The organism is Tessaracoccus caeni, from assembly GCF_029211185.1.
Lineage (GTDB): Bacteria > Actinomycetota > Actinomycetes > Propionibacteriales > Propionibacteriaceae > Arachnia > Arachnia caeni.
Window position 1 is genome coordinate 239,412 of record NZ_JARGDO010000001.1, and the last position, 17,703, is coordinate 257,114.

The following is a 17,703-nucleotide window of genomic DNA, read 5'->3' on the forward strand; positions in this document are numbered from 1 at the left end:
GCGAGCCGTGGCTCGCCGGGCGGGTCAGTACTGCTCGGTCTCCGCGAAGTCAACGTCTTCGTCGTTGTCCTCGTCATAGCGCTCGATGGCCTGCATAGGGTCGAAGCCAGGGTTCGAGTCGCGGAGGGCGAGGCCCAGGGTGGCCAGGGTCTCCTTCACCTCGTCGATGGACTTGGAACCGAAGTTGCGGATGTCCAGCAGATCCTCTTCGCTGCGGGCAACGAGCTCGCCCACGGTGTGGATCCCCTCGCGCTTGAGGCAGTTGTAGGAACGAACCGACAGCTCGAGATCCTCGACGGGGAGGCTCAGCGACTCCGCGATCTGCTCGTCGACGGGCGACGGGCCGATCTCGATGCCCTCGGCCTCGACGTTGAGCTCACGGGCGAGCCCGAACAGCTCGACCAGGGTGCGACCGGCCGACGCGACGGCGTCGCGCGGGGCGATCGAGGCCTTGGTCTCGACGTCGATGATGAGGCGATCGAAGTCGGTGCGCTGGGCCACGCGGGTGGCCTCCACCTTGTAGGTCACCTTCAGCACCGGGGAGTAGATCGAGTCCACGGGAATGCGGCCGATCTCGGCCTCGGGGTTCTTGTTGAGCACCGAGGACACGTAGCCGCGGCCACGCTCCACCACGAGCTCCATCTCCAGCCGACCGTTCTCGTTCAGCGTGGCGATGTGCAGCTCGGGGTTGTGGATCTCGACGCCGGCCGGGGGCTGGATGTCGCCCGCGGTGACGGCGCCCGCACCTGCCTTGCGCAGGTACATGACCACGGGCTCGTCCTCCTCGGAGGAGAGCACCAGGCCCTTGAGGTTGAGGATGATCTCGGTGACATCCTCGACGACACCGGGGATGGTGGAGAACTCGTGCTGGTTACCCTCGATCTTGATGCTGGTCACCGAGGCGCCAGGGATCGACGAAAGCAGGGTGCGACGCAGCGAGTTGCCGAGGGTGTAGCCGAAGCCGGGCTCCAGCGGTTCGATGATGAACCGGGAGCGCTGCTCGGAGACGACCTCTTCCGACAGGGTGGGACGCTGAGTGATGAGCATGTAGGTTTCCTTCCCGCACCAACCGCTATTTGATGGTGCGAACTAAAAGGGGATATGCAGGTGGGCCGCCCGGAAGCCGGCCGGCCCACCGGAGCCCTGCTACTTGGAGTAGAGCTCGACGATCATCTGCTCCTGAACGTCCACCACGATCTGCTCGCGGACGGGGAGCTGGTGCACGAGGATGCGCATCCGGTTGGGACGGGCCTCCAGCCACGCCGGAACGGAACGCTCGTGATGGGTCTCACGGGCGACCACCAGCGGGTGCAGGTTCATCGACTTCTCAGCGACGTCGACGATGTCCTTGCCCTGGACGCGGTAGCTGGGGATGTTCACCCGCTGACCGTTGACCAGGAAGTGGCCGTGCACGATCAGCTGACGAGCCTGACGGCGGGTGGAGGCGAACCCAGCGCGGTACACGACGTTGTCGAGACGCGACTCGAGGATGCGCAGCAGGTTGTCGCCGGTCTTGCCGGAGAGGCGAGCGGCCTCCTCGTAGTAACGACGGAACTGCTTCTCTAGCACGCCGTAGGCGAAACGAGCCTTCTGCTTCTCCTTCATCTGCAGCGAGTACTCGGAGTCCTTGGTGCGGCCGCGGCCATGCACACCCGGGGGGTACGGACGACGCTCGAACGCCTTGTCGTTGCCGACGAGATCGGTGCCGAGACGACGAGACTTCTTGGTAATGGGGCCGGTGTAGCGAGCCATGTTGTCTTACCTTCTTTCTTCTTCTCGGGCGATCAGACGCGACGACGCTTGGGCGGACGGCAGCCGTTGTGCGGCACCGGGGTCACGTCGGAGATCGCGCCGACCTCGAGACCGACGGCACCCAGCGAGCGGATGGCGGTCTCACGGCCGGAGCCGGGGCCCTTGACGAAGACGTCGACCTTCTTCATGCCGTGCTCCATGGCGCGACGGCCGGCGGCCTCAGCGGCCATCTGAGCGGCGAACGGGGTGGACTTGCGCGAGCCCTTGAAACCGACGGTGCCCGCGGAGGCCCATGAGATCACAGCGCCCGTGGGATCGGTGATCGTGATGATGGTGTTGTTGAAGGTGCTCTTGATATGCGCCTCGCCGGCCAGCACATTCTTCTTTTCCTTGCGGCGCACCTTGGTCTTGGCGGCCGCCTTCCGGCTTGCAGTAGCCATAAGTGATTTTTCTCCTGAGTCCTAAACGCTCAACCGTGAGGTCAGCGAGCCTTCTTCTTGCCGGCCACGGCCTTCTTCTTGCCCTTGCGGGTGCGCGCGTTGGTACGCGTACGCTGCCCACGCACGGGAAGACCGCTGCGGTGACGACGGCCCTGGTAGTTGCCGATCTCGACCTTGCGGCGGATGTCGGCGGCGACGCTACGGCGGAGGTCGCCCTCGATCTCGTAGTTGCCTTCGATGTGGTCACGCAGCGCGACGAGCTGATCGTCGGTGAGCTGGTGGACACGGAGATCGCCGCTGATTTCAGTGGCGGCGAGGGTTTCGGCGGCACGGGTCTTGCCGATGCCGAAGATGTAGGTGAGCGCAACCTCCAGGCGCTTTTCGCGCGGGAGATCGACGCCAACGAGGCGTGCCATCAGGCGGTACCTTTCATAGGTTTCGATCCAGGACTCTCGTCCGGTTGAGGACCGCGAAGGTGTGTGGCGCGACGCGTCCCCCCGCCCGAGTGGCGTGAGGGCCTTGGCCTTCGTCCAAGGGTGTGGGCCGGAGCGGACTCCGACCTTTTGCGTTCACGTTGCTGTGTAGTTGTCGGCGGCTTCGGAGTGTGACCTCCTGCACCGCGATGCTCTGCTCGCTCCCGAGCCTCAGCCCAGGGTCAGCCCTGGCGCTGCTTGTGGCGCGGGTTCTCGCAGATCACCATCACACGACCGTGCCGGCGGATGACCTTGCACTTGTCGCAGATCTTCTTGACGCTCGGCTGAACCTTCATCGAGCAACCTTTTCAATCGGCGACTGGGCAGCACTGTGCCCAATCTTTGTGGTGGATAATCGTCGAGCCGTGACGACCCGCAGTACAGGACCGAGGGCAGACACGACCGACGAGCCACTTTACTGGATGCCGACGCCGATCCCAAATCCCGGAGCCCGAGGCCGAGCCTCGCGAAAATGCAAAGATGCGCCCGGCCTGAAGGCCGGACGCATTGCGTCAGAGGACTGGACTCACTTGTGCCGGTAAACGATCCGGCCGCGGGTCAGGTCGTAGGGCGACAGTTCGACGACCACCCGGTCGGCGGGCAGGATCCGGATGTAGTGCTGGCGCATCTTGCCGGAGATCGTCGTGAGGACTTTGTGACCGTTGGCCAGCTCCACGCGGAACATCGCGTTGGGCAGGGCCTCGACCACGGTTCCCTCGAGTTCGAGGGCGCCTTCCTTCTTAGCCATAAACTCTCATTCGTCGTCTTTCGGGGAGGAGACGGACGTCTCCGCCTGTGTCATAATACCGGGCGCCCTCGTGGCGCCCCAAATCACCCCTCCCCTCCGTAGCAGCGCGAGGGCCCCTTAGGCTGATCCTTATGGACTACTACGCCGTGAGCTACGTCTACCGCGACGACAAGGAATCGCTCGACAAGATCCGACCGGAGCACCGCGCCTTCTTGGGGTCGCTGTCTCAGATGGTCGCCTCCGGTCCGCTGCCCGACACCTCCCCCAGCCACGCGCTGCTGATCCTGCGCGGCGAGAGCGCGGCAGAGATCGAGCAGGCCCTCGACGCGGACCCCTTCAAGCTGGCCGACCTCATCGCCGAACGCCACATCGAGAAGTGGCTTCCCGTGATCGGGGTCTTCGCCGGCTGAGGCGCGTTCGCGTCACAGCGTGACGACGCGCAGCTTTCTGGCGCCCCGAAGGTCGTCCGCGCTCACCGTGACCCCGGCCGTTCGGTACGGGTTGGCCAGGGCTCGCATGGGCACCGGCCTCCCGTCCACCTCGACGACCAAGAGGCCGTGCCCCTTCTCACCTGGCACGATCTCTACCTCGAGCGGACCGCCGAGCACGGGAAGCCGGGCGCCGACCGTACCCAGCTGAGGATCGAGGACCGGGTCTATCTCGATCTCACGAGCCGCGTGCCGGATGCCGAGCATGCGTTGGGTGAGGATCTCCAGAAACAGCCCCGGTCCGGACGAATACACCCGCCACCCCGCCTCGAGGGGCACCTCACCGGCCAATGCCCGGCGATAGTCGTCGGCGGCCTCGTAGCGATCCGCGAATGCCGCGTCCGAACTGGACGAGTACGCATTCACCTGACGGGGCATCGCGCTCGGCACCAGCTCTTCGATCCCGACGGGCACCGCACGAGCCATCGCACGCAGCAGTGCGGGCCCGTCGCCGATCCGCGCCAGCGCCTCCGCGTACCGGATGTGCGCATGCAGATACATCAGGCCGATCTCCCGACCGAAGAAGCTGGCGGCCTCCGCCCGTCGAAACACCGTCATCGGGCCGCCGCGGTAGGCAACCGGCCGGTCGAACAGCCGCGCGCCGTCCGGACCGGTCAGGTGCTGCTCGATCAGGCTCAGGTGACGCGTCGCCTCCTCGATGGTGAGCAGGTCGCCGGAGATCGCGTGGATCATGGGCAGCAAGGAGTAGGTCAGGCCCGTTTCGTCGTCACGAGGATGGATGAGCGGACGGAACCGCCCCGGCCCCTCAGCGACCCCGTAGCCGGCGAGCACGCCGTCGAGCAGCAACCAGTTCCGGAGCTGCTCCTTGCTCGCCTCGACGAAGGCCAGCGATCGCTGCGCAACCTCGGGCGAGGCAGTCGCGAGCCCTGCCGCCAGCCGTCCCAGCGCCTCGATCTGCAGGACGACCGTCCAGGTCGAGACCATGCGCTGGGTGAGCTCGGAGTTCGCGGGCTGCAGGGAGTCGTTCCAATCGCCATGACCGTAAGCCGGTAGCGAGGTGCCGTCGATGAAGGTCGACTCGATGAGGTCGAGGGCTCGCCCGACGTGTTCGATCAGCGACGCCGACCGGCCAGGGGCATCGCCGAACGCGACCATCGCGTCCAGAACCGACGTGTCCCCGGTGGCACCGAGATACTGCCCGAGCGCGAGCAGCGGCCAATAGACCACGTCGCCGTGGGGTTCTTCCGCAGCCCGGGTGAAGCCGGGCAGGAACTCGATCGCCTGGGACCAGTCTCCTCGCGCGCGCTGCGCGCCGAAGACGGTGATCAGCAGGTCGCGCCACGCCGCATGCTCTCCCCATGATCGCAGCAGGCCGACCGGCCCCTGCGCGACGTCCCTCGTTCCCCAGGCGCCCCCGGTGTGCTGCTCCAGCCCTCGGGGCGACAGGTAGTGGACGATGGCGTCGTGGGCGTACCAACCTGTCATCTGATCGATCCGCGACAGCAGGTCGGATGCGGGTCCGGGCGACGCGCTCCGAACGGCGACGCTCGTATGCACGTCATCCCAGCCGCAGTCCTCGACGCTTCGGCTCTCACCTTGGCTCTGGGTCGTTCGGGGCAGCAAGGACACTGACCACTGCCTCATCGGAGCGACGGCTACGGTGACGATCGGCTCCCCCCTGCCTGAGCCGTCGGCGAAAAGCGGGCCGTCGTCGGCCACCACGGCGCCGTCGGGCACCAGGATCTCGAGGCGCGCCTCCTCATTGGCAGCGCGCGCGAGTGAGCCTTCGGGCGCCGCGACGATGACGCTCACCCCATTTACCGCGACCGGCCCGAGCGCACCGGGGGCCCCGCTCCAGTCGAACGACAACGCCACCATGGCGGGCACCGGCTCGCCGACGAGCGCGGAGACGGCGACGACGCAACGTCCATCGGGACCGGGCGCACCGGTGCTGACCTGCAGCAGGTGCCCGCCCGTCGCATACCACCACGTCGCCTTGTCCACCCCCGACAGCCATGCCGACGGTGTCCCCAGGAGCTGCCAGCCCCGCCCAAGGTCCACCAGTATCCGAAGGCCGTGGATTCGGCCGATGCCGAGCGGCGTGAGGCGCGAGGAGAGGATCCTCCCCCGCGCTGCGTGCCCCTGCGTCAGATGCGTGCAGAAGCCACCGTCCATCCACACGGTGCTGGTCACGTCGTGTTCGTCCGGGGTAAGGCCACCGAGCGGGCGCAGGATCTGCCCGTGCGGACGCAGCACGATCGCCTGTTTCGCGGCGGTGACGAGGAGGTCGCCGTCGGCGGTGAACCATCCGAGCGTCCGGCCGTCGACGATCTCGGGGTGTCGGCGCTCCCCCGGAACCAAGCGGGACAGTTCTTCGTCACTGAGGGCTCGCACCGGTAGGTAGGCGGCCTCTCGCCCGACCAGGCTCTCGGAGGCCTCGTCCACCGGGGCCTGGACGGGGTGCTCGACGTCTGCCTTCAACGCGAGCGACGTCGCACGAGCCGCGTCCGAAGCGGTCGTGGCCTCGGGGTGGTCGTCGAGGTGGATCAGGAAGAAGCCCCCACGCCACCGCTCACCCGGGCGGAGCGTGATCGCCTCGGTCTGCAGCGCAGCGAGCGCGTGTTCGTGCTGAAGGCGCTCGCTGGGAAGATCGCGTCGGAGGCCCGGCCACGGAGCCCCTTCCGGCAGGCCGCGCCCCAAGAGCTGCAGCGCGTCCGTGGCCCACGCGACGCACGGCGTGTAGCTGCCCAGAAGTGCCCACGGCGTTCGAGGACCGGGCATGTTCTGCCTGATCGCCAGTCCCGTGCCTCGGTCTCCCAGGTCGAGCGGCGTCACATCCAGGTACTGGCTGGGATAGAGACGGTTGGCTTCCAGCACCTCTGGTGGGCTCAACGACGGATCCTCGACGCAGAGCAGATCGAACTCCACCGGCTCCGATCGGAGATTGGTGACGAGGATCTCCGTGGACCACCCCGACTCCTGCGCCTCGCGCCGCCAGGTCCATCGCAGACCCTCGGCGACCCCCGAACGACGCCGCGAGAGATCCATCGGCCGCCACAGCGACTCCTCGCCATCCACGCGTTCGCGGAGCCAGAGCCCCGCCAATCCGTCCTCCAGCGGAGTGGAGGGGTGCAACGGTGCAAGCAGATCGGCCATGACGCAAACTGTAAGCGCTTACCTAACGCCGAGGCAACGCTCCCCCTAGCGCCAAACAGCTAAGCTCATCCCAGCCAGGACGGCACGCGACAGCATGGGAGACCAATGACGGAGGCACCAGGAGGAAACACCGGGCGCAAGACCATCTACGAGGTGGCCGACGCCGCGGGTGTGTCCATCGCTACGGTCTCCCGCGTGCTCAGCAAGCCCGAGGTGGTCTCCCCCGCCACCAGGGAGCGCGTGCTGCGCGCCGTCGAGGATCTCAACTACGTGCCCGACGGCGCCGCGCGTGCCCTCGCAGCCCGCAACAACGAGGCCTATGGTCTGGCCTTGCCGGAACTGAGCGGCCCCTACTACGCCGAACTGCTCACCGGCTTCGAGGCCGCGGCCGCGACCTATGAGGCGAGCGTCATGGTGATGCTCACCAACGGCAAGAAGAACGCCGACGCCATGGTGCGCCGGCTCGCGGGGAGGGTCGACGCGCTGGCCGTCATGGGCAACGTCCGCGTCAAGGCCACCACGCTCGAGGCGATCCGCCGCAAGATCCCCGTCGTCACCTTTGCTGGAGACCACCACGAAGGAATCGAGGACTTCTCCACCGAGAACCTCGCCAGCGCGAAGGAGCTGACGAGCCACCTCCTCGACACTCACGCCCGCCGAGACCTCCTCTTCCTCGGCGACCCCAGCGTCGCACCCGACCTCCATGAGCGATACAGAGGTTTCGTCGAAGCGCACGAGGAGCGCGACCTCAGCCCGCGGGATCCCGTGCCCTGCCTGCCACACGAAGCAGGGGGCGAGCGAATCGGCGCCATTCTCGCGGACAGCCTGACCTCAGGGCTCATCCGAACCGACGGATTGGTGTGCGCCAACGACGAGCTCGCCCTCCCCGTCTTGCGCGCCCTGAAGAAGAGCGGCGTTCGCATCCCGGACGACATCTCCGTCACCGGGTGGGACGATGTCTTCGCCGCCCGCTACCTCTCCCCCGCGTTGACGACGGTCCGCCAGCCCGTGCGCGACCTCGGCCATCTGGTCGTCGAGAGATTCCAGCAACTGCTCGGCTCCTCACCCGAGACCGACAGCAAGCACCGACTCCCGACCGCCGTCGTGTACCGACAGTCCTGCGGCTGCCCCGAGCCGAACTGACCCCTCTTGCACTCCTCTCCGGGGTCAGGTACCATCAAATGTAAGCGCTTACACGCGCGACATTTGGTCGAGGCTCAACGACGTCCCTCGGGGAACCCACACCTTGACGTCGCAGAACCACCGGCCCGAACACACAGGAGGAAACATGCGACGCGGCCTAACCTTCGTTGCTCTAGCGGCCGGTGCGGCAGTCATGCTCAGCGCCTGCGGCCGTGCGGATGACAACCCCACAGGCGGCGAGAGCCCCGCCCCCGTGCAATCTGTCGACACGGAGAATGCTTCCGGCACTCTCGACGTGTGGGCGATGGGCGCGGAGGGCGAGAAGCTGCCCGAGCTGGTGAAGGAATTCACCGACGCCAATCCCAACATCACCGTCAACGTCACCGCGGTCCCCTGGGACTCCGCCCACGACAAGTTCGTCAACTCGATCACGGCCGGAACCACGCCGGACGTGGCGATGGTCGGCACCACCTGGATGGGCGAGTTCGCCGGCATGGACGCCCTGGATCCGACCCCCAGCTCCATCGACTCGAGCGTCTTCTTCGAGGGCGCGCACAACACCACCGTCGTCAACGGCACCTCGTACGGCGTGCCGTGGTACGTCGAGACGCGACTCGTCTACTACCGCACCGACATTCTCGCCGCCGCGGGAGTCTCGGCCGTCCCGACGGATCAGGACGAGTTCAAGGCCATGGCGGCCTCCCTCAAGGGCCAGGACGGCGTGAAGTGGGGCATCAGCCTGCAGCCGGGCCAGACCGGATCCTGGCAGACCGTGCTTCCCTTCGCCTGGTCGCGCGGAGCATCCGTCGCCAGCGACGACGCGTACACCTTCAACACGCCGGAGATGGTGGCGGCCGTCGACTACTTCGGCTCCTACTTCGCCGACGGCATCGCCGATCCGCAGCCGCCGGCCGGCCAGACGGAGGCCGACTTCGTGGGAGGCGCGGTGCCCATGTTCGTCTCCGGTCCTTGGATGATGAGCATCATCGAGGATTACGCCGCCACGGGCGGGGACGACGACTTCGCGTCCAAGTACGACGTCGCGCCGATCCCGAGTTCCGGCGGCGCCACCAGCAGCTCCTTCATCGGCGGATCGAACCTGGCCGTGTTCAAGGGCACCGAGAGCCGCGATGCGGCATGGGCGCTCGTGGACTGGCTGAGCCAGCCCGAGACCCAGATCAAGTGGTACAACCTGACCAGCGACCTGCCCTCGGTTCAGGCGGCCTGGGATGACCAGGTTCTGGCCGGCGACGAGAAGCTCTCCAAGTTCGGCGACCAGCTGCTCACCGCTCAGGCACCGCCCTCCTTCCCGTCGTGGGAGCAGGTCGCGGAGAGCTTCGACGGCGAGATCGAGAAGGTCGCGAAACAGGGACTGTCCGGCCAGGACGCCATGACGGCGGCCCAGGCGCAGGCCGATTCGATCGGCACAGGTCAGTAGCCATGTCGGCCACCGCAGCGACTCCGTCGGCACGCGCCGGCAGGAATCGCGCCCGCTCCTCCGGAGGGCCCAGCGCCAAGATGGAGGAGCGGGCGGGGTGGATCTTCACCCTGCCGTTCCTGCTGCTGTTCCTGGTCTTCACCGCATGGCCGGTGGTGCAGTCGATCTTCTTCTCGCTGACCGACATCCGCAACCGCGACTTGCGCACCCCTTTCGCCGTGAACTTCGTCGGGCTCGAGCAGTACGCGAAAGCGCTTGCCGATCCGATCTTCCAGCAAGCGGCACTGAACACCGGCATCTTTGTCGTGGTCGGCGTACCACTCACCCTCGCAGTGGCACTGGCAGCGGCTATCGCGCTGAACAACGGCATCACCAAACTCAGAGCGGTCTTCCGGCTCGGCTTCTACACCCCGGTGATCACGTCGATCGTCGCCGTGGCGGTGGTGTGGCGCTTCCTGCTGAACCCCGAGAGCGGTCTGGTCAACACCGTCCTCGGCTGGGTCGGCATCGACGGACCGAACTGGCTCGGCTCGACCACCTGGGCGATGCCCTCGCTGATCGCGATGGCCGTGTGGCGCAACTTCGGCACCTCGATGATCATCTTCCTCGCCGGCCTCCAGTCGGTGCCCGTGGAGTTGCATGAGGCGGCGTCCCTCGACGGCGCCGGCGCGTGGCAGCGATTCCTCAACGTCACGCTTCCCATCCTGAGGCCGACGGTGCTCTTCGTCTCCGTCACCACGGTCATCGGCTATCTGCAGTTCTTCGAGGAGCCGTTCGTCATGACCAGCGGCGGTCCGTTGAACTCGACGATCTCGGCGTCGATGTACACCTATCAGCAGTTCAGCTTCGGCAACTACGGCTTCGCCGCCGCGCTGAGCTATCTGATCTTCCTGGTGATCGCGATCATCACGCTGCTCCAGTTCAAGTTCCTCGGTAAGGAGGACTGAGTCATGCTGACAAAAGCCGGCTTCCGCCAACGCTGGTGGCTCTATCTCATCCTGACGGTCGCGTTGGTCGTCGTCATCACGCCATTCGCTTGGATGGTGCTCGGCGCGTTCAAGACGAGCGCCGAGCTGCGCCAAGTGCCTCCCACCTGGTGGCCGGAGAGCCCCACGCTGACGAATTTCACGGACCTCTTCAGCCGACTCTCCTTCGACGTCTACTTCCGCAACTCCATCATCGTCGCCAGCGTCGTCACCGCGGGCAACCTGCTCTTCTGCTCGATGGTGGGCTACGCGCTGGCGATGCTGGAGTTCCGGGGCAAGAAGGTGATCTTCTTCCTCATCATGGGAACTCTCATGATCCCCGGTGTGGTGACCTTCGTCCCGCTGTTCGTCCTGGTGGCGAACATGGGCCTGATCAACACCTTGCCGGGCTTGTTCCTCCCGTTCCTGGTGGGACCGTTCGGGGTGTTCATGATGCGCCAGTTCATCAGCGGACTGCCGCGAGAGCTCATCGAGGCCGCGCGCATCGACGGCACCGGCGAGATCCAGATCTTCCTGAGGGTCATCCTTCCGCTGCTCGGGCCGGCCTTGGCCACCCTCGGCATCCTGACCTTCCTCGGAAGCTGGAACAACTTCCTCTGGCCGTTGGTCGTCGCGCAGACGAACGACACCTATACCCTTCCCGTAGCGCTCGCGCTCTATTCGACGGGTCAGAACCAGACGGAGTACGGCCTGCTGATGGCCGGAGCGACCATCGTGGTGCTTCCCGTGCTGGTGGTGTTCTTGATCTTCCAGCGCCGGTTCATCCAGGGCATCGCGACGACCGGCATCAAGTGATCCGCTCTCACCGATAGCTCTGCACCCACGACCAGGAGAACCCACGTGACACACCCGACCTTCACCACCGATCCCCACGGAATCGTCTTCCGCGACCTGAACCGCAACGGGGTGATGGATCCCTACGAGGATCCGCGCCTTCCCGTCGCCGAACGCGTGGCGGATCTCCTCGGCAGGCTCTCACTGCCCGAGAGGATCGGCCTCATGTTCCAGACCGTCATCGAGGCGGGGCCGGACGGATCGGTGGTGGAGGGGCCGGGCGCGATCAGCAAGACGGCCACCTCCACGGTCGTCAAGGACAAGCTGGTCAACCACTTCAACGTGCATCTGCTTCGCGACGCTGGCGCGGCGGCTCGATGGCACAACGCCGTCCAGGCGATCGCCGAGCAGACTCCCCACGGCATTCCTGTGACGATCTCCAGCGATCCTCGTCACTCCTTCGCCGAGAACGCCGGCGCGAGCTTCTCTGCGGGCTGCTTCTCACAGTGGCCCGAGATGCTCGGCCTGGGCGCCCTGCGCGATCCCGACCTGGTGCGACGGTTCGCCGACATCGCTCGCCAGGAGTACATCGCGGTCGGCATTCGCGCCGCCCTGCACCCCACCCTGGACCTGGCCACCGAGCCTCGCTGGGCGCGCCAGGCACAGACCTTCGGGCAGAATCCCGAGGTCGTCACGGCGCTCGGCGTCGCGTACATCGCCGGCATGCAAGGGCGACAGCTGGGAACGGGGAGCGTCGCCTGCACGGCCAAGCACTTCCCCGGCGGCGGCACCGTCAAGGGCGGCGAGGACTCGCACTTCCCCTACGGCGCTGAGCAGGTGTACCCGAGCCAGAGCCAGGAAGCGCACTTGCAGCCCTTCCCTGCGGCGATCGCGGCCGGGGTGAGCGCGATCATGCCCTACTACTCCAAGCCGATCGGCCTGCGTCTCCGTGGCATCGACGCCGACGAGGTGGGCTTCGGCTACAACCGCCCCATCGTGACCGAGCTGCTGCGTCGCGAGCTGGGCTACGACGGTGTCGTGCTCTCGGACTGGGAGCTCGTCAACGACAACCACGTGGGCGATCAGGTGCTCGCGGCCCGGGCCTGGGGCGTCGAACACCTCGATACCCACGGCCGGATGGAACGCCTCCTCGAGGCGGGCTGCGACCAGTTCGGCGGCGAGGAATGCGTCTCGGTCCTCGCCGACCTCGTCGCCCAGGGCAGGGTGGGTGAAGCGCGAATCGACGAGTCCGTGCGACGCCTTCTCACGGTCAAGTTCCAGCTGGGACTCTTCGACAACCCCTATGTCGACGAGCAGCACGCGATGGAGATCGTCGGCAGCTCCCTGTTCCGCGCGGAGGGGCACCGGGCTCAGGCGGCGTCGGTGACGGTGCTGCGGGGCCACGACGTGCTGCCCCTGACCGGCACGCGCAGCGTCTACGTCGAGGGGATGTCGACGGAGGCCGCGTCGCGCTTGGGCACCGTCGTGAACACTCCGGAGGAAGCCGGCCTCGCGGTGATTCGGCTTCGCGCTCCCTGGGAGCCTCGCGACGAGCTGTTCCTTGAGGCCTGGTTCCACCAGGGCTCGCTGGAGTTCCAGCCGGGCCTGGCGCACCGGCTCGCGCGGATCGCGCGGCATTGCCCGGTGCTCGTCGACGTCTTCCTCGATCGCCCGGCCGTAATCACTCCCCTCCTCGACGTCGCCTCGGTGCTCACGGCGAACTACGGCACCAGCGACGACGCCCTGGTCGACGCGCTGACAGGCGTCGTTCCTCCCGTGGGGGTGCTTCCCTTCGATCTGCCCCGCTCGATGCAGGACGTCCGCGATCACCCGGAGGACCAGGTGGGCTTGGAGGATCCCCTGTTCGCGGCTCCGCGCTGAGGGAGCTACTTCACGTCCTTCGACGGCGAGGTCCAGGTATTGCACTCGGACAGTGACGTGGCGTACAGCCCGCGGAAGCCCCAGAAGTCGTTGGCCTTGTTGCTGCCGTGGGTGCCGTCGTCGACCACCTGCTCGTGCTTGAGCTCAAGCTCGTCGTAGTACTCCTCGTCCATCACGAAGGAGTCGTCGCGACCGATCATGCCCTGGCCGAAGCAGGTGGCCTGCAACTCCGAGCGGCGGATGATCTCGTCGTCGTTGCCCAGGTAGTACATGGCCTCGAAGAACCCTGCCTGCGCCTGCAAGTGATGGCCGTACTCGTGGGCGGCCATGTCCTTCATGCCGAACAGCTGGAAGGTGCCCCAGTCCAGCGTGCCCTGGCCGAAGTAGATCGCTCCCCCGTCGGCTGAGCAGTAGAAGGCGGGAGCCTCCACGTATCCGCAGGCCGACGAGACGCCGTCGCCGGAGTAGAAGTGCACGGGGATGTCCTGGGTGCTGAAGCCGAGTTCGCGCTGCACGTCCTTCCACGCTCGCTGGATGCACGCCATCTGCTGCGTGACGTAGTCCTGCATCTCGGCGTACTCGAAGGCGTAGCGGGGCGGCGGACATCCGGTGTGGGCGGGAAACTGGGCGCTGTAGAGGACGCTGGTCTGCACCACCACCCAGTTCGGGTCGCTGGAGTTGGCCGGCGGGATCTCCGGCCACTCGCGCTCCGGCAGATCCCAGCCCGGAGGCCGGGGATCGGCGTCCGGCTCCTCGCCGGGAGGTTGCATGACGGGCGGGTCGGGGTCGGGCTCCTCGGCCGGCGGCACCGAGACCACTGGCGGGGAAGGTCGAACGGTCGGTTCGTCGTCGATGTCGGGAAGCAGCATTCCCATCACCGTCAGCACGCCGAAACCGAAAAGCGCGAGTCCGCCGAGGGCGACCAGAAGGCCGACCACCCAGCCACCACGACGACGCCTGGGCGGAGGAGGCTGCCAGGACGGTGGGGCCGCATGGCGCGGGTACGGGGGTGGAGGAAACTGCTGAGGTGCGACGAAGCGCGGAGTCGGAGCCTGCGGCGGCGGCCATCCGACGCCCCAGCCCGGCTGCGCCGGTGGACGACGCGGACCTTCCGGAGGGAGGAAGCTCGGACGCTCGCTCACAAGAACATCAACACCGCGATCAGCACAGAGAGCACCATCAGCAGCGCAACAGCCCCGACACCGATCACCACGGCCGGCATCACGACGCTGCGGCCCTGCTTGACCACCCCTGGCGGTGCGGACTGCGACTCGACGATGGCAGGAGTGGACGCCACCGGGCCCGGCAGCTGCTCCACCACGGGGATCAGATCGCCGAGCGTGGTGGCGGCGTACACGATGTCGAGATTCTCCAGATACCGTTCCTGGGTCAGATCCCCGCGCTCGAAGGCGTCATTGAGGCGGCTGGTCAGGGCCTCGCGTTCGGCGTCGTCCACGGCCGCATCTGCCTGAGCACGATACTTCGACGACGGCGGCAGCTGAATCATGGCATCCATGCTAACGGCAATCGCAAGCTCGGACGTCCCCCTCGCCTACCCTCGCTCAGTCGGACAGGGCGCCGAACGGCACGCCGAGGGCGCGCAGCCGCGCCTCTCCCCCGTCGGGCTCAGTCAGCACCCATACGCCGGAGGCGGTGATCGCGACGGTGTTCTCCCAATGCGATCCCCGCGACCCGTCCGCGCTGAGCACGCTCCATTCGTCGTCTGCCACGACGGTGCGCCGGGTGCCGCGCGTGATCATCGGCTCGATGGCCAGCGTGACCCCAGGATCGAGACGGGGCGTGCGGGCGAGGCTGCGATGCCAGTTGGGCACGTCGGGCTCCATGTGCATCTCGGTGCCGATCCCATGACCGGTGTACTCGCGCAGGATGCCGTACGACTCGGGGGCGCGCCGGATGGCGGTCTCGATCGCGCGGGACACGTCGGCCACCTTGTTGCCCGGCCGCATCGCCGACGCACCTGCCCAGAACGACTGCTCGGAGACGGCGATCATGGCCGCATCCGCGGACTCCCCATTCCCGACGATGATCGTCCGGGCGGCGTCACCGTGCCAGCCGTCGACAATCGCCCCGAAGTCGATCGAGACCACGTCGCCGTCGGCGAGCGGCCTGGCATCGGGAATGCCGTGCAGCAGGGTGTCATTGACCGAGATGCAGGCCACCGCAGGAAACGGTGGGCCGTAGTCGCCGCCATAGCCGAAGAAGGACGACACGGCACCGCGCTGCTCCAGCACGTCACGTCCGACGGCGTCGATCTCCGCCGTGGTGATTCCCACACGCGCCGCGTCGATCATCGCGGCCAGCCCCTCGGCCACGACCAGACCGGCCTTGCGCATCAGCTTCAGCTGCTGCGGGGTCTTGCGATCAATGCTCATCCGCGCCGGGGAGACGTCTTCAGGAAGTCATCGAGCTGGGCGAACATGCGCTCCCTGATCTCGTCGATGCTTCCGGTGCCGTCGACCTCGACGAGCAGGCCTTTCATCTCGTAGTGGATCAGCAGGGGCGCGGTCTGGCCCGCGTAGACCTCCATGCGCCGACGGATCGTGTCCTCGTTGTCGTCAGCCCGGCCCTCCTTGGCTGCCCGAGCGAGCAGGCGCGCCACCAGCACGTCGGGCTCGACGTAGAGCGAGACCACGGCGTCGAGGGCCAGCCCCTGCTCGGCGAGGTGGCTGTCGAGGAAATGCACCTGGTGCATGGTGCGGGGGAAGCCGTCGAGAAGGAAGCCGCCCTCGCAATCCGGCTCTGCGATGCGGGCGGCGACGATCTCCTCGGTGACATCGTCGGGCACGTACTCCCCCGCGTCGATCAGCTTCTTCACCTCGATGCCCAAGGGCGTCTGGTTCCGAATGTTGTCGCGGAAGATCTCGCCGGTGGAGATGGCGGGTACCCCGTAGTACTGCGCCAAGTCGTTGGCCTGGGTGCCCTTCCCGGCACCAGGCGCACCCATGATCAGAAATTTCATCTAAGGAAGCCCTCGTATCTACGCTGTTGTAGCTGGCTCTCGATGCGCTTGACCGTATCGAGACCGACGCCCACCATGATAAGGATCGAGGTGCCGCCGAAGGGGAAATTCTGGTTGGCTCCCACCAGCACGAACGCGATGGTCGGGATCAGCGCGACGACCGCGAGGTAGAGCGAGCCGGGGGCCGTGAGCCGCGACAGGACGTACGCGAGGTAGCGCTCGGTGGGCTTGCCGGCGCGGATGCCCGGGATGAAGCCGCCGTACTTCTTCATGTTGTCCGAGACTTCCTCCGGGTTGAAGGTGATCGAGACGTAGAAGTACGCGAAGGCGACGATCAGCACGAACTGCAGCAGGTTGTAGGCCCACGAGAACTGGCCGCTCGTGCCGCCGAGGTTCTGGGCGATCCAGAGGCCCACGGCGCTATCGGGCTGGAACGTGCTGTAGAGGATGGGCAGGTAGAGGATCGAGCTGGCGAAGATGACGGGGATCACGCCTGCCTGGTTGACCTTCAGGGGGATGTAGGTGGTCGATCCGCCGACCAGGCGACGACCCACCATGCGCTTGGCATACTGCACCGGGATGCGACGCTGTCCCTGTTCGATGAAGATCACGCCCAGCATGACGAGCAGACCCACGCCGATCACGGCGAAGAACATGAACCAACCGACCGCGCCGGGGTTCTGCTGCTTGACGTACCACAGACCCGACGGGAAGGACGCCGCGATCTGGGTGAAGATCATGATGGACATGCCGTTGCCGACGCCGCGGTCGGTGATCAGTTCGCCCATCCACATGATGATCGCGGTGCCCGCGGTCATGATCAGCACCATCGTGACCAGCGGGAACAGCTCCTCGGTGTAGAGGACGCCGGGGCACCCGCTGAACAGCTGTCCGGTGCGAGCGAGCGTGACGAACGCCGACGCGTTCAGCACCGCGAGGACCAGCGTCAGGTACCGCGTGTACTCGGTGATCTTCGCCTGCCCCGACGCGCCCTCCTTCTTGAGGGCCTCGAGCTTCGGGATCACCACCGTCATCAGCTGCATGATGATCGACGACGTGATGTACGGCATGATGCCCAGCGCGAAGATCGTCAGCTGAAGCAGCGCACCACCCGAGAACAGGGTGATCATGTTGTAGAGCCCAGCCTGAGCACCCTGGGTGGCGAGCGCCACGCACTCACCCACGCGCGCCATGTTCACATTGGGCGTCGGGATGGTGGAGCCCAATCGGAACACGGCGAGGACGCCCAGGGTGAAGAAGATCTTCTTACGCAGATCCGGTGTTCGGAACGCGTTGAGGAAGGCGGAAATCATCCGGCACTACTTTCGTCTACTCGCTTTTTGGGCGCGCGCAACAGCGCACGACAACCATGGCAGCATACCCCGCTCCGGCAACAGCCCCCAAAAACGGCGGATGCGTCCACGATGCGTGCGCCGACGCGCCGAAGAGGTACAGAAAGCGCCTGGGGGCGGCAGGTCTCCCT

At 66.6% G+C, this 17,703-nt stretch carries 18 protein-coding genes; 6 read left to right on the forward strand and 12 right to left on the reverse strand.

Translation table 11 applies throughout. From position 1 onward, the window contains the following. Window positions 1-24: 24 nt before the first annotated feature. The 6 genes from P0D62_RS01095 to infA all read right to left on the reverse strand — a co-directional run bounded on the left by P0D62_RS01095 (window position 25) and on the right by infA (window position 3,413). Window positions 25-1,047: a DNA-directed RNA polymerase subunit alpha gene (locus tag P0D62_RS01095; protein ID WP_275700766.1), complete on the reverse strand. Its 1,023-nt coding sequence runs from the start codon at window positions 1,045-1,047 to the stop codon at window positions 25-27. A gap of 99 nt (window positions 1,048-1,146) precedes the next feature. Beyond that, on the reverse strand, window positions 1,147-1,752 hold the full coding sequence (gene rpsD / locus P0D62_RS01100) for a 30S ribosomal protein S4 (protein WP_275700767.1): 606 nt from the start codon (window positions 1,750-1,752) through the stop codon (window positions 1,147-1,149). A gap of 32 nt (window positions 1,753-1,784) precedes the next feature. Beyond that, window positions 1,785-2,192, reverse strand: coding sequence for a 30S ribosomal protein S11 (gene rpsK, locus P0D62_RS01105; protein WP_275700768.1), 408 nt, complete (start codon window positions 2,190-2,192; stop codon window positions 1,785-1,787). A 41-nt stretch (window positions 2,193-2,233) separates the two neighbouring features. Then, window positions 2,234-2,608 carry a 30S ribosomal protein S13 gene (gene rpsM / locus P0D62_RS01110; RefSeq protein WP_275700769.1) on the reverse strand — a complete coding sequence of 125 codons (375 nt, stop codon included), beginning with the start codon at window positions 2,606-2,608 and terminating at the stop codon, window positions 2,234-2,236. A gap of 239 nt (window positions 2,609-2,847) precedes the next feature. Next, window positions 2,848-2,961: a 50S ribosomal protein L36 gene (gene rpmJ, locus P0D62_RS01115; RefSeq protein ID WP_020575560.1), complete on the reverse strand. Its 114-nt coding sequence runs from the start codon at window positions 2,959-2,961 to the stop codon at window positions 2,848-2,850. A gap of 230 nt (window positions 2,962-3,191) precedes the next feature. After that, window positions 3,192-3,413, reverse strand: coding sequence for a translation initiation factor IF-1 (gene infA, locus P0D62_RS01120; protein WP_068749455.1), 222 nt, complete (start codon window positions 3,411-3,413; stop codon window positions 3,192-3,194). Window positions 3,414-3,544: 131 nt separating this feature from the next. On the opposite strand from infA, the gene P0D62_RS01125 reads away from it, so the two are divergent. Next, window positions 3,545-3,823: a YciI family protein gene (locus P0D62_RS01125; RefSeq protein ID WP_275700770.1), complete on the forward strand. Its 279-nt coding sequence runs from the start codon at window positions 3,545-3,547 to the stop codon at window positions 3,821-3,823. A 12-nt stretch (window positions 3,824-3,835) separates the two neighbouring features. Here P0D62_RS01125 and P0D62_RS01130 read toward each other — a convergent pair whose 3' ends face one another. Next, complete coding sequence (locus P0D62_RS01130) at window positions 3,836-7,018, reverse strand: GH36-type glycosyl hydrolase domain-containing protein (protein ID WP_275700771.1); 3,183 nt, start codon at window positions 7,016-7,018, stop codon at window positions 3,836-3,838. Between the two features lie 105 nt (window positions 7,019-7,123). Between P0D62_RS01130 and P0D62_RS01135 the strand changes: the two genes are divergently transcribed. The 5 genes from P0D62_RS01135 to P0D62_RS01155 all read left to right on the forward strand — a co-directional run bounded on the left by P0D62_RS01135 (window position 7,124) and on the right by P0D62_RS01155 (window position 13,240). Further along, the gene (locus P0D62_RS01135) at window positions 7,124-8,161 is read left to right on the forward strand and encodes a LacI family DNA-binding transcriptional regulator (RefSeq protein ID WP_275700772.1); all 1,038 of its coding nucleotides are present in this window, start codon (window positions 7,124-7,126) and stop codon (window positions 8,159-8,161) included. A 145-nt stretch (window positions 8,162-8,306) separates the two neighbouring features. Continuing rightward, window positions 8,307-9,599, forward strand: coding sequence for a sugar ABC transporter substrate-binding protein (locus tag P0D62_RS01140; RefSeq protein ID WP_275700773.1), 1,293 nt, complete (start codon window positions 8,307-8,309; stop codon window positions 9,597-9,599). Window positions 9,600-9,601: 2 nt separating this feature from the next. Beyond that, a complete protein-coding gene (locus P0D62_RS01145; protein ID WP_275700774.1) occupies window positions 9,602-10,546 on the forward strand; it encodes a carbohydrate ABC transporter permease in 945 nt (314 codons plus the stop codon). Between the two features lie 3 nt (window positions 10,547-10,549). Next, entirely contained in the window at window positions 10,550-11,380 is an 831-nt protein-coding gene (locus tag P0D62_RS01150; RefSeq protein WP_275700775.1) for a carbohydrate ABC transporter permease, read from the forward strand. Between the two features lie 45 nt (window positions 11,381-11,425). Beyond that, a complete protein-coding gene (locus tag P0D62_RS01155; RefSeq protein ID WP_275700776.1) occupies window positions 11,426-13,240 on the forward strand; it encodes a glycoside hydrolase family 3 protein in 1,815 nt (604 codons plus the stop codon). Between the two features lie 5 nt (window positions 13,241-13,245). Here P0D62_RS01155 and P0D62_RS01160 read toward each other — a convergent pair whose 3' ends face one another. The 5 genes from P0D62_RS01160 to secY all read right to left on the reverse strand — a co-directional run bounded on the left by P0D62_RS01160 (window position 13,246) and on the right by secY (window position 17,533). Next, window positions 13,246-14,178: a neutral zinc metallopeptidase gene (locus P0D62_RS01160; RefSeq protein ID WP_275700777.1), complete on the reverse strand. Its 933-nt coding sequence runs from the start codon at window positions 14,176-14,178 to the stop codon at window positions 13,246-13,248. A gap of 200 nt (window positions 14,179-14,378) precedes the next feature. Further along, entirely contained in the window at window positions 14,379-14,747 is a 369-nt protein-coding gene (locus P0D62_RS01165; RefSeq protein ID WP_275700778.1) for a DUF1707 SHOCT-like domain-containing protein, read from the reverse strand. A 55-nt stretch (window positions 14,748-14,802) separates the two neighbouring features. Next, complete coding sequence (map, locus tag P0D62_RS01170) at window positions 14,803-15,633, reverse strand: type I methionyl aminopeptidase (RefSeq protein WP_275700779.1); 831 nt, start codon at window positions 15,631-15,633, stop codon at window positions 14,803-14,805. Beyond that, window positions 15,630-16,220: an adenylate kinase gene (locus tag P0D62_RS01175; protein WP_275700780.1), complete on the reverse strand. Its 591-nt coding sequence runs from the start codon at window positions 16,218-16,220 to the stop codon at window positions 15,630-15,632. The genes map and P0D62_RS01175 overlap by 4 nt, the downstream gene beginning before the upstream one ends. After that, complete coding sequence (secY, locus tag P0D62_RS01180) at window positions 16,217-17,533, reverse strand: preprotein translocase subunit SecY (RefSeq protein ID WP_275700781.1); 1,317 nt, start codon at window positions 17,531-17,533, stop codon at window positions 16,217-16,219. Before secY ends, P0D62_RS01175 begins: the two co-directional genes overlap by 4 nt. Between the last annotated feature and the right edge of the window lie 170 nt (window positions 17,534-17,703).

Coding starts and splice junctions, on each gene's coding strand:
- P0D62_RS01095 (WP_275700766.1), bottom strand. CDS start 1,047: ATGCTCATCACTCAGCGTCCCACCCTGTCGGAAGAGGTCGTCTCCGAG.
- rpsD (WP_275700767.1), bottom strand. CDS start 1,752: ATGGCTCGCTACACCGGCCCCATTACCAAGAAGTCTCGTCGTCTCGGC.
- rpsK (WP_275700768.1), bottom strand. CDS start 2,192: ATGGCTACTGCAAGCCGGAAGGCGGCCGCCAAGACCAAGGTGCGCCGC.
- rpsM (WP_275700769.1), bottom strand. CDS start 2,608: ATGGCACGCCTCGTTGGCGTCGATCTCCCGCGCGAAAAGCGCCTGGAG.
- rpmJ (WP_020575560.1), bottom strand. CDS start 2,961: ATGAAGGTTCAGCCGAGCGTCAAGAAGATCTGCGACAAGTGCAAGGTC.
- infA (WP_068749455.1), bottom strand. CDS start 3,413: ATGGCTAAGAAGGAAGGCGCCCTCGAACTCGAGGGAACCGTGGTCGAG.
- P0D62_RS01125 (WP_275700770.1), top strand. CDS start 3,545: ATGGACTACTACGCCGTGAGCTACGTCTACCGCGACGACAAGGAATCG.
- P0D62_RS01130 (WP_275700771.1), bottom strand. CDS start 7,018: ATGGCCGATCTGCTTGCACCGTTGCACCCCTCCACTCCGCTGGAGGAC.
- P0D62_RS01135 (WP_275700772.1), top strand. CDS start 7,124: ATGACGGAGGCACCAGGAGGAAACACCGGGCGCAAGACCATCTACGAG.
- P0D62_RS01140 (WP_275700773.1), top strand. CDS start 8,307: ATGCGACGCGGCCTAACCTTCGTTGCTCTAGCGGCCGGTGCGGCAGTC.
- P0D62_RS01145 (WP_275700774.1), top strand. CDS start 9,602: ATGTCGGCCACCGCAGCGACTCCGTCGGCACGCGCCGGCAGGAATCGC.
- P0D62_RS01150 (WP_275700775.1), top strand. CDS start 10,550: ATGCTGACAAAAGCCGGCTTCCGCCAACGCTGGTGGCTCTATCTCATC.
- P0D62_RS01165 (WP_275700778.1), bottom strand. CDS start 14,747: ATGATTCAGCTGCCGCCGTCGTCGAAGTATCGTGCTCAGGCAGATGCG.
- map (WP_275700779.1), bottom strand. CDS start 15,633: ATGAGCATTGATCGCAAGACCCCGCAGCAGCTGAAGCTGATGCGCAAG.
- P0D62_RS01175 (WP_275700780.1), bottom strand. CDS start 16,220: ATGAAATTTCTGATCATGGGTGCGCCTGGTGCCGGGAAGGGCACCCAG.
- secY (WP_275700781.1), bottom strand. CDS start 17,533: ATGATTTCCGCCTTCCTCAACGCGTTCCGAACACCGGATCTGCGTAAG.